Origin of the sequence: Stutzerimonas frequens (genome assembly GCF_024448335.1) — a bacterium.
Taxonomy (GTDB): Bacteria; Pseudomonadota; Gammaproteobacteria; order Pseudomonadales; family Pseudomonadaceae; genus Stutzerimonas; species Stutzerimonas frequens.
The window spans coordinates 292764-307166 of the sequence record NZ_JAMOHM010000003.1; the positions used below are offsets into that span (position 1 = coordinate 292764).

The window sequence follows — 14403 nt, forward strand, 5'->3', positions numbered from 1 at the left end:
CACGGGCTGTCTGGCATGCCCGAGCACGCGGGCCAGGGGGTTTGTAAGGCGGTCTTGCGGTGGGACAGGCATCGGCTGACATCGCGTGGCTTCAGACCAGTCAGACTGACCCGCCCGGATAAAATTCGCCCACACCTAGCGCGCCGCTTCCATCCGCCGTGGCGCCGGATGGAAGAAGACATGTTCGACGACCGGTCCTACCGCGACCTGGCCGATTTCTTCGTAGCCCTGCCGTTGATAGAAGTTCAGGTAGCGCGGGTTGCCGGTGTCGATGACCAGGCCCTGGGAGGTTTCGTCTTCGGCACACCACTCATGCACCGCTTCCAGCAGCTGCTCGCCGTAGTGCTGGCCCTGGAACTGCGGGTGCACCCCGAGCAGCGGCAGCAGGTGCACGGCATCGCTGGGCAGGCAGGCAAGCACGGCGGCGTGGTAATCCAGATAGCGCCGCGTACAGCGGAAACCGGCAGTCAGCAGCATCCGCGCGCGCCAGGCCCAGCTCTCGGTGATATCCAACCGACGCTGCGGCGGCGCGATCAGCGCAACGGCGATCAGCCGGTCGTTCAGCAATAGCCCCAGCGCCGGTTGCTGCTGCAGAAAATGCTGGTTAACCAGCTCCCGCACGGTCGCGCGCACGCGCTGTTGATAGCCCGGGCGATCGGCTTCGAAGAGGTAGGCAAAGGTCGGTTCGTGGCGGTAGGCGTGATACAGCAATGAACGGGTTTCGCGGTCGTAACCACTGTCGAGCGTGCGAACCTCGGCGGACATCGGCATGACGGCTCTCGGCTTTTTCATGATGGGTGATTGCAACTTAGCAGCGCTTCGCGCCGCCCGCCACGTCGGCAGATGACCAGCAGAGCGCGCCGCGGCAATCGCCGTGACAGCGCCTTTGTACCTGCGGCACGGTGTCTCTAGAATCAGCGCTTCAAGTCCATCAGTTACCGGCGCGCGCCGTTGATACGCGTCGCGACAGCGTCCCTCCCATGGAATCCTCATGAAAATCGTTTCATTCAACATCAACGGCTTACGCGCCAGACCTCATCAGCTTTCTGCAATCATCGACAAGCATCAGCCGGACGTCATCGGTCTTCAGGAAACCAAGGTGGCCGACGAGCAGTTTCCCCAGGCGGAGATCGAAGCGCTCGGCTACCACGTCCACTATCACGGGCAGAAGGGCCACTACGGCGTCGCCCTGCTCTCGCGCCAGGCACCGCTGGAGATACACAAGGGCTTTCCCAGCGACGGCGAGGAGTCGCAGAAGCGTTTCATCTGGGGCCGCTTCGCCGATGCCAACGGCCAGCCGGTCACCGTCATGAACGGCTACTTCCCCCAGGGCGAAAGCCGCGCCCATCCGGTGAAGTTTCCCGCCAAGACCAAGTTCTACGCCGACCTACAGACACTGCTCGAACAGCAGTTCCGCCCCGAGGAATCCCTCGCGCTGATGGGCGACTTCAATATTTCCCCGCAGGACTGCGACATCGGCATCGGCGAAGTGAACGCCAAGCGCTGGCTGCGCACCGGCAAGTGCAGCTTTCTCCCCGAGGAGCGCGAGTGGCTCGAACGCCTGAAGGGCTGGGGGCTGCAGGACAGCTTTCGCGCCCTCAACCCGGAAGTCGTCGATCGCTTCAGCTGGTTCGACTATCGCAGCCGCGGTTTCGAGGACGACCCGCGCCGCGGCCTGCGCATCGACTACATCCTCACCACCGCAGCGCTGCACCAGCGCGTGACCGATTGCGGCGTCGACTACGACATCCGCGCGATGGAGAAGCCTTCGGACCACTGTCCGGTGTGGATCGAGCTGCGCTGACGACCGCTGCGCAATTCCGGCAGCGCCGCCCGCGCTGTCATTTATTGGTAACCGAATCGTCTTAATCTCGCGGCCTTCTACAAGGAGGTCGCGAGATGACGCCACGAGTGTTTGGACGGTTCTGGAATTGGGCATTGCCCCTGCTGTTGCTCACGCTTGGAAGCGCCTCCGGCAACAGCCTCGCCGCCCCGCCGGACGGAACGACCATACTGCGCATCCACGGCTCCAACACCGTGGGTGCCAAGCTGGCACCGATGCTGGTGGCCGGCCTGTTCGAGGCCAAGGGCCTGCAGTCGGTCCGCATCGCCCCGGCCGGCAAGGAGAACGAGCAGCGCGTCACCGCCCTCGACGAGCGCGGCAAGACCATTCAAGCGCTGGTCGCAGCCCATGGCACCGGTACCGGATTCGCCGGGCTGAAAGACGGCACTGCCGACCTCGCCGCTGCTTCGCGACCGATCAAGCAGAGCGAAGCGCAGAGCCTCGCCGCCCTGGGCGACATGCGCAGCGCCGAGAGCGAACAGGTCATCGCCATCGATGGCCTGGCGGTGATCGTCCATCCCGATAACCCGGTGCAGTCGCTCAGCGTAGAACAGGTCGCACGCCTCTTCTCAGGCGAGATCGCCAACTGGCGTGAGCTCGGCGGTGCCAATGCAGCGGTCGAGTTGCACGCTCGCGATGACCAGTCCGGTACCTACGACACCTTCAAGGAACTGGTCCTGGGCAGCCAGGGCAAAACGCTGGCTACCAATGCAACGCGTTACGAGTCCAACGACGCCTTGTCCCTGGCCGTCAGCCGCCGTAACGGGGCCATCGGCTTTGTCGGTCTCGCCTCTGTCGGCAAGTCGAAGGCGCTGGCAATCACCGACGGCGATTCCCAGCCCATGCCACCGACCACGGCCCTGGTCGCCACCGAAGACTATCCCCTGTCGCGGCGCCTGTTCCTCTACGCCGATCCACAGAAGCAATCTAAATGGACCCGCGAATTCCTGACGTTCGTGCATAGTCCTGCGGGGCAAGCCATCGTCGAGAAATCCGGCTACGTGGCCCAGGCCATCGCGCCGATCAGGCTGCCGGCGCAGGCGGCGATGCCCGCTGCCTACCAGCAATTGGCACGCGAAGCGCAACGGCTGACGGTCAACTTCCGCTTCGCCGAAGGCAGCGCGCAGCTGGACAACAAGGCCCAGCGCGATGTGCAGCGTTTGATCGACTATCTCAACAGCCACGACAAGCAGATGAACGCGGCGGTGCTGGTCGGCTTCGGCGACGCCCGCAACGATCCCGCGCGAACTGCCTTGCTGTCCAAGCTGCGCGCCATGGCGGTGCGTCGCGAACTGGCCCGTGGCGGCATCCTTGTAAAGGAAATCAATGGTTTGGGCGATCAACTTCCGGTGGCATCTAACAGCGAAGCTGGCCGCATCAAAAATCGCCGCGTCGAAGTCTGGGTGTACTGAAACAAGTGCAAGATCGTATCGGCCGCCAGCTGCGGGCGTACTGTCCCGCTACAGGCGTCGGGTTTAAGCTCGGGCGATTTCCGCCAGCAGGGATCGCCCATGTACCTCGTCTGTGGTGAAGCACTTTTCGATGTGTTCGCGGCCTCGACTGACAGCCGCAGTCGCCTGAATCTGGAAGCCGTCGCAGGTGGCTCGCCGTTCAACGTCGCCGTCGGGCTGGCCCGGTTGGGCGCGCAGACCGCACTGCTCGGTGGGCTCTCGCGCGATCATTTCGGTCAGCGCCTGCTAGAGCTGCTGCAGGAAGAAGGCGTCGCCACCGAGCATCTCGCCATCTTCGATGCGCCGACCACCCTGGCGATGGTCGCCATCGGTGCCGATGGCAGTCCGGTCTACAGCTTTCGCGGCGAAGGCTGTGCCGATCGCCTATTGCGGCCCGAGCAGCTGCAGCCGCTGCCGGCAGACATTCGTGGCATCCATTTCGGTTCCTATTCGCTGGTGACGCCGCCGATTGCCGATACGCTGCTGGCCTTGCTGCATCGTGAGCATGCCCAGCGCCTGATTTCGCTCGATCCGAACATTCGCCTTAACGTTGAACCCAGCCTCGAACGCTGGCGCGAGCGGGTCGAGGCGTTCGCCGAGCGTGCACATCTGATCAAGGTCAGCGACGAGGATCTGACCTTGCTCTATCCAAACATGGCGCCAGCGTGCATCGCCCAGCGCTGGCTGGACCATCACGCCGAGCTGGTGGTGCTTACCCGCGGTGCCGACGGCGCACAGCTCTTCAGCCGCAAGCACGGCCAGCTGCACGTGGCAGCGCAGGCGGTGACGGTGCGTGACACCGTGGGCGCCGGCGACACCTTCCAGGCCGCGTTGCTCGCCTACCTGGCCGAACAGCAGCTGGACTCGCCGCACGGACTCGCACAGATGGCGCCTGCGCAACTGCAGGCCATGCTCGCCTTCGCCAGCAGCGCCGCCGCCATCACCTGTTCCCGGCGTGGTCCGGACCTACCCTACCGATACGAAATTGCCTGACCGGTTTGGCCGTTGCGCCCTCAGCGGCTATAACCCTTCGTGGCCTTTCACGACAACGGACCCTGCATGAGAGCGTTGAAGATTACCGACCCGTCCTACGAGCTGATGGACGACCACCACGGCAACTCGCTGATCTATCGCGAACACGGTTTCCCCTGCCCGCTGGTGCGGTGGCACAACCACAAGGAATACGAACTGCATCTGATCGTCGCCAGCTCCGGCAAGGTCTTCGTCGGCGACTACGTGGGCAATTTCGGACCGGACAGCCTGTTTCTCACCGGCCCGCACCTGCCGCACAACTGGATCAGTCAGGTCGAGGACGGCGAGGTCGTGGCCAAGCGCGACATGCTGGTCAACTTCACGGACGAGATGCTCGAGGCCGGCCACGCAGTGTTCTCCGAGCTGCGGACCTTCACGCCGATGCTCGAGCGCTCGCGCTACGGCATCGAGTTTCGCTGTCCGCAGACTATCGCCCAAGCACGCCAGCTGATGCAGCAGATCGCCGACAGCCGCGGCGCTACCCGCCTCGGCTATTTCCTGATCATGCTCGAGCTGCTTGCCAGATGCGACGACTACCAGTTGCTCTCCGGCGCCACCTCGGCACAGTTGAGCGACGAGCAGCAGGCCGACCGGACCAACATGGCGGTCAACTACATCTTCGAACACTACATGCGCGAGCTGCCGCTGGAGGAAGTCGCCAGCCATCTCGGCATGAAACCCACCTACTTCTCGCGCTTCTTCAAGCGCGCCACCGGGCGCTGCTACGTCGAGTTCGTCAACAGCCTGCGCATCAGCAAATCCTGCGAACTGCTGCTCGATCAGGACAAGCCGGTCACGGATGTCTGCTTCGAATCGGGTTTCAACAACCTGTCCAATTTCAATCGCCGCTTCCAGCAACTCAAGGGCATGACCCCATCGCGCTATCGGCGTCTGGTCGAACAACGCCTGACCGAGCAGAACCTGGCCAGCTGATACGCTTCCGGCCGGGCGGGTTCGGCGCCCTCTTCCTGGACTGTCTCTACGTTCGCGCCATTACGGTTGTGGCAAAGCCTCATTCTTGAGCCCCGGCGACGGGTCTGGTCGGTGCCGCTGCGAGCGGCCCGCCTCGCTCAACCGAGTGCAAAAAAGTATCGAAGCGAGTGCAGTCACGGCTTTGTCGCGCTGCTCCCCCCGGCGTTGTAATGCTCGCGAGACGCTCGTAGCGCAGTACGCGGGCAACAACAAAAACAATAAGTGCTTCCAGGCCCTGCTCTGGAAGAGGAGTCCACGAATGAAAGCATTCCACTTGCTGCTCGGCACCGCCTGCATGGCCTCGATCGGCCTGGCCCAGGCCGCCGAAACCCTCACCGTCGCCACCGTCAACAACGCGGACATGATCCGCATGCAGCGCCTCTCCAAGACCTTCGAACAGCAGAATCCCGACATCAAGCTCAACTGGGTGGTGCTGGAGGAGAACGTCCTGCGTCAGCGCCTGACGACTGACATCGCCACCGATGGTGGCCAGTTCGACGTGCTCACCATCGGCATGTACGAGGCCTCGCTGTGGGGCGACAAGGGTTGGCTCGCTCCGATGACCGACCTCCCTGACGACTACGACCTGGACGACGTCTTCCCCTCGGTTCGCGAAGGCCTTTCGGTCGACGGCACCCTTTACGCACTGCCCTTCTATGCCGAAAGCTCGATGACGTACTACCGCACCGACCTGTTCGAACAGGCCGGTCTGGACATGCCCGAACACCCGACTTGGACCCAGATGGCCGAGTTCGCCGAAAAGCTGCACAAGCCTGGCGAGGACCAGTACGGCATCTGCCTGCGCGGCAAGGCCGGCTGGGGCGAGAACATGGCGCTGGTCACCACCGTCGCCAACGCCTTCGGCGCGCGCTGGTTCGACGAGAAGTGGCAGCCCGAATTCGATGGCCCCGAATGGACCAAGGCCGCCAAGTTCTATGTCGACCTGCTCAGCCAATACGGCCCGCCCGGCGCCTCCAGCAATGGCTTCAACGAAAACCTGGCGCTGTTCAACAGCGGCAAATGCGCCATGTGGGTCGATGCGACCGTTGCCGGCTCCTTCGTGACCGATGAATCGCAGAGCAAGGTCGCCGACAAGGTCGGTTTCACCTTCGCACCGCAGGAGACCACCGACAAGGGCTCGGCCTGGCTGTACTCCTGGGCACTGGCGATCCCGACCAGTTCGCAGCAGAAGGACGCCGCCAAGACCTTCACCGCCTGGGCAACGTCCAAGGACTACGCCAAGCTCGTCGCCGAAACCGATGGCGTCGCCAACGTGCCGCCGGGCACACGCGAGTCCACCTACAACGAGCAATACATGGCCGCTGCGCCATTCGCCGAGATCACCCTGGAATCGCTCAAGCAGGCCGACCCCGCCTCGCCATCGGCCAAGCCGGTGCCCTACGTCGGCATCCAGCTGGTCACCATCCCTGAGTTCCAGGCCATCGGCACCCAGGTTGGCAAGATGTTCTCCGCCGCGCTGACCGGGCAGATGCCGGTCGAGCAGATGCTCACCGCGGTGCAGCAATCCACGACGCGGGAAATGAAGCGCGCCGGTTATCCCAAGTAGGCATTTTCTTCCGAAGATGAAATCGGACAGGGCTCACCCGAGCCCTCATGGCCTTCTTTCAGCCGGAGCACACCATGGCCACCCCATCTGCAGCCTTGCCCAAGGCACCTGTCACCGATACGGCAAGCGAGCCGAGCGAGCGCAAGCCACGCCGCTTCGGCCCCAGTTGGTTTCTCGTCAGCCCGTCCGTTGCGATGTTGCTGCTGTGGATGCTGGTTCCGCTGTCGATGACCGTCTACTTCTCGGTGATCCGCTACAACCTGCTCTATCCCGGTGAGAACGATTTCGTCGGGCTGGAGAACTTCCATTACTTCCTGACCGATGCCGGCTTCATGCCGGGCATGACCAACACACTGATCCTGGTGGGCAGCGTGTTGCTGATCAGCGTCGTGCTCGGCGTGCTCATCTCTGCCCTGCTGGAGGCGGCGGATTTCGCCGGCCGCGGGATCGTCCGGGTGCTGCTGATCTCGCCGTTCTTCATCATGCCGACCGTGAGCGCGCTGGTCTGGAAGAACCTCATCTATCACCCGGTCTCGGGCATTCTCGCGGCGGTGTGGAAGTTCTTCGGCGCGCAGCCGGTGGACTGGCTTGCACAGCACCCGCTGGCGTCCATCGTGATCATCGTGTCCTGGCAGTGGCTGCCCTTCGCGATTCTGATCCTGATGACGGCCATGCAGTCCCTCGATCAGGAACAGAAAGAAGCCGCCCGCCTCGACGGTGCCGGCCCCATCGCCATCTTCTGGCACCTGACCTTGCCGCATCTGGCGCGCCCCATCGCCGTGGTGGTGATGATCGAAACCATCTTCCTGCTATCGGTCTTCGCCGAGATCTTCACCACTACCAGCGGTGGTCCCGGCTATGCCTCAACCAACCTTGCCTATCTGATCTACACCCAGGCACTGCTGCAATTCGACGTCGGCATGGCATCGGCCGGCGGATTGATCGCGGTGGTCATCGCCAATATCGCGGCGATCATTCTGGTGCGGATGCTCGGCAAGAATCTCACCGAAAAATACTGAGGACAGACCGATGCTGACGCTCAAACAAAGTCGCCGCCTCAATACCCTGGTAGTCGGGGTGTTCGCCTGGGCCGTGGCGCTGCTGCTGTTCTTCCCGATCTTCTGGATGCTGCTGACCAGCCTGAAGACCGAGATCGACGCCTTCGCCACACCGCCGCAGTTCATCTTCACGCCGACGCTGGAAAACTACCTGCACATCCAGGACCGCAGCGGCTATTTCAAGTACGCCTGGAACTCGGTGACCATTTCCTTCGGCGCGACCGCGCTGGGCATGCTGATCGCCATTCCCGCCGCGTATTCGATGGCCTTCTACGAGACCAAGCGCACCAAGGGCACGCTACTCTGGATGCTCTCGACCAAGATGCTGCCGCCGGTGGGCGTGCTGGTGCCGATCTACCTCTTGGCCAAGCAGTTCGGCCTGCTCGACAGCCGCGCGGTGCTGATCATCATCTACACGCTTATCAATCTGCCGATCCTGGTGTGGATGATCTACACCTACTTCAAGGACATCCCCCGCGACATCCTCGAAGCGGCGCGCATGGACGGTGCCACGCTGCTGCAGGAGATGCTTCGCGTGCTCCTGCCGATCAGCAAGGGCGGGCTCGCCTCGACCATGTTGCTGTCGCTGATCCTGTGCTGGAACGAAGCCTTCTGGTCGCTGAACCTGACCTCGTCCAACGCCGCGCCGCTGACCGCGCTGATCGCCTCCTACTCCAGCCCCGAAGGCCTGTTCTGGGCCAAGCTCTCGGCTGTCTCCACCCTCGCCTGCGCCCCCATCCTGATCTTCGGCTGGATCAGCCAGAAGCAGCTGGTGCGCGGCCTGTCGTTCGGCGCCGTGAAATGAGCGCCGTCTGACAACCAAGAACAACTGAGGATTCGAACATGGCAGACCTGAATATCCACAATCTGAAGAAAGGCTTCGACGGCAACGAGATCATCAAGGGCATCGACCTGGACATCCGCGACCGCGAATTCGTCGTCTTCGTCGGCCCCTCCGGCTGTGGCAAGTCCACCCTGCTGCGCCTGATCGCCGGGCTCGAGGAGGTCAGCAGCGGGCGGATCGAACTGGACGGGCGCGACATCACCGACCTCAGCCCGGCCAAACGCGACCTGGCCATGGTGTTCCAAACCTATGCGCTGTATCCGCACATGACGGTGCGCAAGAACATGTCCTTCGCTCTGGACCTGGCCGGCGCCGACAAGCAGGAAGTAGCGCGCAAGATCGAGGCAGCCGCCCGCACCCTGGAGCTGGAACCGCTGCTCGAACGCAAGCCGCGACAACTGTCCGGCGGCCAGCGCCAGCGTGTCGCCATTGGCCGCGCTATCGTGCGTAACCCCAAGGTCTTCCTGTTCGACGAGCCGCTGTCCAACCTCGATGCCGCCTTGCGCGTGCAGATGCGCCTGGAGTTGTCGCGCCTGCACCAGGAGCTGCAGGCGACCATGATCTACGTGACTCACGATCAGGTCGAAGCCATGACCCTCGCCGACAAGGTGGTGGTGCTCAACGGCGGGCGCATCGAGCAGGTCGGCTCGCCCATGGAGCTCTATCACCATCCGGCCAACCTCTTCGTCGCGGGCTTTCTCGGCACGCCGAAGATGGGCTTTCTCAAGGGCCGCGCAAGCCGTGTCGAAGCCAGCGGCTGCGAAGTCGAGCTCGACGCCGGTTGTCGCCTGTTCCTGCCGGTGAGCGGCGCCACGCTGAAGGCGGGCGATCCGGTCACCCTCGGCATCCGCCCGGAGCACCTCAACCGTGGCAGCGAAGGCGACTGCCAGTTGAGCGTGAAGGCCGACGTCAGTGAACGGCTGGGCAGCGACACCTACTGCCACGTCGTCACCGGCAACGGCGAGCAGCTGACCATGCGCATTCGTGGCGACTTCACCCCGCGCTACGGCGAGTCGCTGTCGCTGACGCTGGAGGCCGCCCATTGCCACCTCTTCGACAGCAGCGGTCAGGCGGTCGGCCAGCCACTCCAGCAGGTGGCCTGACGCCCGACGTCGCGCCCAGCTCTTCCAACGGCAGGTCGCTGCGCCCGTAAAGGCAGCGATCCCGCCCCCGGCTTTTCCACATTCAAGCCCAGCGAGGCCCGAGATGAAGTTGAAAGAAGCGAATCTGCCACAGCTGCCGGCCCCTATCGCGCGCCCCGACTACCGCCTGGCCGAGGTCACCACCGGCATCGCCCACATCGGCGTGGGCGGTTTTCACCGCGCCCACCAGGCGGCCTACACCGATGCGCTGATGAACACCGGCGAGGGGCTGGAGTGGGGCATCTGCGGCATCGGCACGCGCGCCGAGGAACGCTCGATGCGCAACGCACTGGCCTCGCAGGACTACCTCTACACCCTGGTCGAGCTCGACGACCGGCCTGACACCGAGGTCCAGGTGATCGGCAGCATTCGCGACATGCTGTTGGTGGGCGAGGATGGTGCCGAGGCGGTGGTTGCCCGCCTGGCCGATCCGGCGATTCGCATCGTCTCGCTAACCATCACCGAGGGCGGCTATTGCCTGGACGACAGCACCGGCCAGTTCAATGCACAACTGCCGCAGATTCAACATGACCTGCAGCACCCGCTCAGCCCGGTCAGCGTGTTTGGCTTGCTCTGCGCGGCCCTGGCCAAGCGCCGCGGCGACGGCGTCGGGCCCTTCACGGTGATGTCCTGCGACAACCTCCCCCACAACGGCGACGTGACCCGCAAGGCCACGCTGGCCTTCGCCAGCCTGGTCGATGCCGACCTGGCCGGCTGGATCGAGCGCAACGTCAGCTTCCCCAACGCCATGGTCGACCGGATCACGCCGATGACCAGCGCCGCGCACCGCAAGGACCTCAGGCAGCAGCACGGCATAGACGACGCCTGGCCGGTGGTCTGCGAACCCTTCGTGCAATGGGTACTGGAAGACCGCTTCGTCGCCGGCCGTCCGGCCTGGGAAAAGGTCGGCGTGCAGTTCACCAACGACGTTTCGCCCTACGAGGAGATGAAGATCAAGCTGCTCAACGGCAGCCACCTCGCGCTGACCTACCTCGGCTTCCTGCGCGGTTATCGCTTCGTCCACGAAACCATGGCCGATCCGCTGTTCGTCGAGTACATCCGACGCTACATGGACGAGGACGTCACCCCACAACTGGCTCCCGTGCCCGGCATCGATCTCGCTCGCTACAAGCAGACGCTGATCGAGCGCTTCTCCAACCGTGCCATCGCCGATCAGCTGGAACGGGTGTGCTCCGATGGCTCGTCGAAGTTTCCCAAGTTCAGCGTGCCGACCATCGACCGCCTGATCGCCGATACCGCTGCCCTGGACCGGGCCGCCCTGGTGGTCGCCGCCTGGGCGCTGTATCTGCGGGGCGTCGATGAAAACGGCGAGCAGTACCGCATCCCCGATCCGCGCGCAGATTTCTGCCAGTCTCTCGTCGAGGAAGACGACGGCCTCGCCGAACGCCTGCTCGGGCGCGAGGAGATCTTCGGCACGCAGATTCCGCGTTCGCTCGCCTTCCGCGAAGCCTTCGAGCGCAACCTGCTGCGGCTGCGCACGCTCGGGGTCAGCGGCACCCTTGATCTGTTACTGACGCAGTGACGGGGTCCGGCATGTTTCTCGGGATCGATTGCGGCACTCAGGGCACCAAAGCGCTGTTGCTCGACGCCAATAACGGGCGCGTGCTCGGCCAGGGCTCGGCCGGCCACGATTTGATCAGCGGGCCCAATGGCCGACGCGAGCAGGACACCGAGCAGTGGACCGCCGCCTTCGCTAGTGCTACCGCCGCGGCACTGGCCGAGGCCGGAGTCGACGGCGATGCCGTGCTGGGCATTGGTGTGTCCGGGCAGCAGCATGGCTTGGTTACGCTCGATGCCGCGGGCCGCGTGTTGCGCCCGGCCAAGCTCTGGTGCGACACGGAGTCGACTACGGAGAATCAGCGCCTGCTCGACTGGCTGGGCGGTGAACAGGGTTCGCTGCAGCGCCTCGGTATCGTCATCGCACCGGGCTACACGGTGTCCAAGCTGCTGTGGATGAAGGAGCAGCATCCCGCGCTGTTCGCACGGATCGCCCATATCCTGCTGCCCCACGACTACCTCAATTACTGGCTGACCGGGCGTTGCGTAAGCGAATACGGCGACGCCTCCGGCACCGGCTATCTCGATGTGCGCACCCGGCAGTGGGCGTTCGACATCCTGCGGTATGTCGATCCCAGCGGCCGTCTGGAGGCGGCGCTGCCCGAGCTGATCGAACCCCATCAGCCGGTCGGCCGGCTACGCCCCGAACTTGCCGTCCGGCTGGGCCTGAACTCCCAGGCCATCGTGGCGAGCGGCGGTGGTGACAACATGATGGGCGCCATCGGCACCGACAACATCCGCCCCGGCGCGATCACCATGAGCCTGGGAACCTCCGGCACACTCTACGCGTTCTCCGGGGAACCTCGGATCAGTCCACAGCCATCAGTTGCGACGTTCTGCTCGTCCAGCGGGGGCTGGCTGCCGCTGATCTGCACCATGAACCTGACCAACGCCAACGCGGCGATACGCGAACTGCTGGAGCTGGACCTAGATGCGTTCAACGCGCTGGTGGCGCAGGCGCCGATCGGCTGCGAAGGCGTCACGATGCTGCCGTTTCTCAACGGCGAGCGCGTCCCCGCCCTGCCCCAGGCCAGCGCCAGCCTGCACGGCCTGACCGCCGACAACCTGAGCCGCGCCAACCTCTGCCGCGCGGTGCTCGAAGGCGTGACCTTCGGCCTGCGCTATGGGCTGGATCTGCTGCGCGAAAGCGGCATTCGCAGCGAGCGGATCCAGCTGATCGGTGGTGGCGCGAAGAATCCGCAGTGGCGGCAGATCGTCGCCGACCTGATGGCCACGCCGGTGGTCTGCACCCGCCACAGCGAGGCCGCGGCGCTGGGCGGCGCGATCCAGGCGGCATGGTGCCATGCGCGACAGCAGGATCCCGAAGCCAGCCTCCAAGCCATCTGCTCGCGCTGCGTCAGCCTGGACGAAGACACCGCGGTCGCGCCGGTCACCGAATCGGTTCGAGCCTATGAACAAGCCTATCGGCGCTATCGACAGCTGGTGGCGAGCACCTATGGCGGGCAGACACCACCGGAGCTGACGCCGGTCACCTCCTGAGGCGCAGCGCTCGGTCACAGGCAAACGGTCATAAAAAAGGCAAAGCCACGTGTGTGGCTTTGCCTTTGGTCCTTTCCCAGGGATGACGCCTTAGCGGCTGCGCAGCGCCTCGCGCGGCACGTACTTGCCCAGCTCGTGTCGGGCAATGGCCACCCGATGCACCTCGTCCGGGCCATCGGCCAGGCGCAGCGTGCGCTGCATCGCCCACCAGTGCGCCAGCGGGAAGTCCTCGGAAACCCCGGCGCCACCGTGGATCTGGATGGCGCGGTCGATTACCTTCAGCGCGACGTTGGGTGCGACCACCTTGATTTGCGCGATCTCGCTGGCGGCGATCTTGTTGCCGACGGTATCCATCATGTACGCCGCGTTCAGTGTCAGCAGGCGCGCCATGTTGATCTCGATGCGGCACTCGGCGATGTGGTCGAAGTTCGCGCCCAGCCGGGCCAGCGGTTTGCCGAAGGCCGTACGGCTGACGGCGCGTTCGCACATCAATTTCAGCGCACGTTCGGCCACGCCGATCGAACGCATGCAATGGTGAATGCGGCCTGGGCCGAGACGCCCCTGGGCGATCTCGAAGCCGCGGCCTTCACCGAGGATGACGTTCTCGTACGGTACCCGCACGTTTTCCAGCAGCACTTCCGCGTGGCCGTGCGGGGCGTCGTCGTAGCCGAACACCGGCAGCGGACGCAGCACCTTCACGCCGGGAGTATCCATCGGCACCAGAATCATCGAGTGCTGGGCGTGGCGCGGTGCATCCGGGTTGGTCAGCCCCATAAAGATCATGATCTTGCAGCGCGGGTCGCAGGCGCCGGAGGTCCACCACTTGCGTCCGTTGATGACCCACTCGTCGCCCTCGCGCACCGCGCGGGCTTCCATGTTGGTGGCATCGGACGAGGCCACACCCGGCTCGGTCATGCCGAAGGCCGAACGGATTTCGCCGCGCAGCAACGGTTCCAGCCACTCGCGCTTCTGCGCCTCGCTGCCGTAGCGCACCAGCACTTCCATGTTGCCGGTGTCCGGCGCCGAGCAGTTGAACGCTTCCGGGCCGAGGCCCGAGCTGCCCATGATTTCTGCCAGCGGTGCGTATTCGGTGTTGGTCAGGCCGGCGCCCAGTTCCGATTCCGGCAGGAACAGATTCCACAGCCCCTCAGCCTTGGCCTTGGCCTTGAGTTCCTCGACGATGGCCGTCGGCTGCCAGCGATCACCCTCGGCGACCTGCTGGTAGAACACCTTTTCGGCGGGATAAACATGAGCATCCATGAACGCTTGCACGCGCTCTCTCAGCTCTTGAACCTTCGGGGAGTAGGCGAAATTCATGGGCGACAACCTTCTGGCAGGTAATGTTTTGTAGTTTTGAATGCTAGAGGAGGCCTGGTGATTTATCTAAGCTATTTTCCTCGTGTATAAACATTCATC

Annotated in this window: 12 protein-coding genes; 10 read left to right on the forward strand and 2 right to left on the reverse strand. The window is 64.1% G+C overall.

The window, feature by feature from the left end; all coding sequences use genetic code 11:
• Positions 1 to 135 precede the first annotated feature (135 nt).
• Positions 136 to 771 (reverse strand): GNAT family N-acetyltransferase, encoded by a 636-nt coding sequence (locus NAO55_RS06280; RefSeq protein ID WP_063540519.1) that lies wholly within the window; start codon positions 769 to 771, stop codon positions 136 to 138.
• A 220-nt stretch (positions 772 to 991) separates the two neighbouring features.
• Between NAO55_RS06280 and xthA the strand changes: the two genes are divergently transcribed.
• The 10 genes from xthA (at position 992) to xylB (ending at position 12987) form a co-directional block, all read left to right on the forward strand.
• Positions 992 to 1804 (forward strand): exodeoxyribonuclease III, encoded by an 813-nt coding sequence (gene xthA / locus NAO55_RS06285; RefSeq protein WP_102841050.1) that lies wholly within the window; start codon positions 992 to 994, stop codon positions 1802 to 1804.
• Positions 1805 to 1899: 95 nt separating this feature from the next.
• Complete coding sequence (locus NAO55_RS06290; protein WP_102841049.1) at positions 1900 to 3255, forward strand: substrate-binding domain-containing protein; 1356 nt, start codon at positions 1900 to 1902, stop codon at positions 3253 to 3255.
• A 99-nt stretch (positions 3256 to 3354) separates the two neighbouring features.
• Positions 3355 to 4287 (forward strand): carbohydrate kinase family protein, encoded by a 933-nt coding sequence (locus NAO55_RS06295; RefSeq protein ID WP_102841048.1) that lies wholly within the window; start codon positions 3355 to 3357, stop codon positions 4285 to 4287.
• Between the two features lie 66 nt (positions 4288 to 4353).
• A complete protein-coding gene (locus NAO55_RS06300) occupies positions 4354 to 5259 on the forward strand; it encodes an AraC family transcriptional regulator (protein ID WP_102841047.1) in 906 nt (301 codons plus the stop codon).
• Between the two features lie 298 nt (positions 5260 to 5557).
• Positions 5558 to 6865: an ABC transporter substrate-binding protein gene (locus tag NAO55_RS06305; RefSeq protein WP_102841046.1), complete on the forward strand. Its 1308-nt coding sequence runs from the start codon at positions 5558 to 5560 to the stop codon at positions 6863 to 6865.
• A gap of 74 nt (positions 6866 to 6939) precedes the next feature.
• Positions 6940 to 7884 carry a carbohydrate ABC transporter permease gene (locus NAO55_RS06310; protein ID WP_102841438.1) on the forward strand — a complete coding sequence of 315 codons (945 nt, stop codon included), beginning with the start codon at positions 6940 to 6942 and terminating at the stop codon, positions 7882 to 7884.
• 10 nt (positions 7885 to 7894) lie between these two features.
• Complete coding sequence (locus NAO55_RS06315; RefSeq protein WP_102841045.1) at positions 7895 to 8728, forward strand: carbohydrate ABC transporter permease; 834 nt, start codon at positions 7895 to 7897, stop codon at positions 8726 to 8728.
• A 38-nt stretch (positions 8729 to 8766) separates the two neighbouring features.
• Entirely contained in the window at positions 8767 to 9870 is a 1104-nt protein-coding gene (locus NAO55_RS06320; protein WP_102841044.1) for an ABC transporter ATP-binding protein, read from the forward strand.
• A 103-nt stretch (positions 9871 to 9973) separates the two neighbouring features.
• Positions 9974 to 11452 (forward strand): mannitol dehydrogenase family protein, encoded by a 1479-nt coding sequence (locus tag NAO55_RS06325; protein ID WP_102841043.1) that lies wholly within the window; start codon positions 9974 to 9976, stop codon positions 11450 to 11452.
• 11 nt (positions 11453 to 11463) lie between these two features.
• Positions 11464 to 12987 (forward strand): xylulokinase, encoded by a 1524-nt coding sequence (gene xylB, locus NAO55_RS06330; RefSeq protein WP_102841042.1) that lies wholly within the window; start codon positions 11464 to 11466, stop codon positions 12985 to 12987.
• A gap of 90 nt (positions 12988 to 13077) precedes the next feature.
• On the opposite strand, the gene NAO55_RS06335 is transcribed toward xylB, so the two are convergent.
• A complete protein-coding gene (locus tag NAO55_RS06335) occupies positions 13078 to 14304 on the reverse strand; it encodes an acyl-CoA dehydrogenase (protein WP_013982861.1) in 1227 nt (408 codons plus the stop codon).
• Between the last annotated feature and the right edge of the window lie 99 nt (positions 14305 to 14403).